Source organism: Senegalia massiliensis (assembly GCF_009911265.1).
Taxonomy (GTDB): domain Bacteria; phylum Bacillota; class Clostridia; order Tissierellales; family SIT17; genus Anaeromonas; species Anaeromonas massiliensis_A.
The window spans coordinates 1-561 of the sequence record NZ_QXXA01000051.1; the positions used below are offsets into that span (position 1 = coordinate 1).

Annotated in this window: 1 pseudogene; it reads right to left on the reverse strand. The window is 28.3% G+C overall.

The annotated features are described in order from the left end of the window. Positions 1-543 (reverse strand): annotated as a pseudogene (locus D3Z33_RS16490) (6-phospho-beta-glucosidase); the annotation flags it as partial. Positions 544-561 lie beyond the last annotated feature (18 nt).

Genomic DNA, 561 nt, shown 5'->3' on the forward strand with positions numbered 1-561 from the left:
TGGTATCTTCCCATAATTCATTGGTTTTGGTCCATCTGATGTAATAATTGATGCTACTTCTATTACTGAGTCATAAGAAAAATCAGTTATAGCTCCTCTATTTAATACATTTACATATTGTATATCTTTTTTGTTATTTACTATAGAGTTTACAAGTGAACATGCTGCATCACTATAATAAGCTCCTCCTCTTTCTTCAAGTCTTTTAGGTTTCTCGTCAAGAGTTGGATCTGAATATTCTCTAAATAAGTCTTTTTCTATTTCTTTTACTGCTTCTGCTCTTACATCATTTTCTTTAAATTGTTCTTTTTGTTTTTGTAATTGCTCTTTTGTCATAAAATAATAATTTAAGTATGGGTTTGGTATTGCTTTTAATGATTTTATTAGTGATTTTGACCACTGTAAGCTTTCTATATTTTTCATACTAGGAGTTTCTTCTAATTCTCCACTTATATATTTTTCTAGTAATTCTTTAACAGAGGATTTTCCATCTACAAATATATCTGTTACAAAGAAGTGATGGTTTAATCCTACTATATCCATTTCCACTCTTTTTTCATC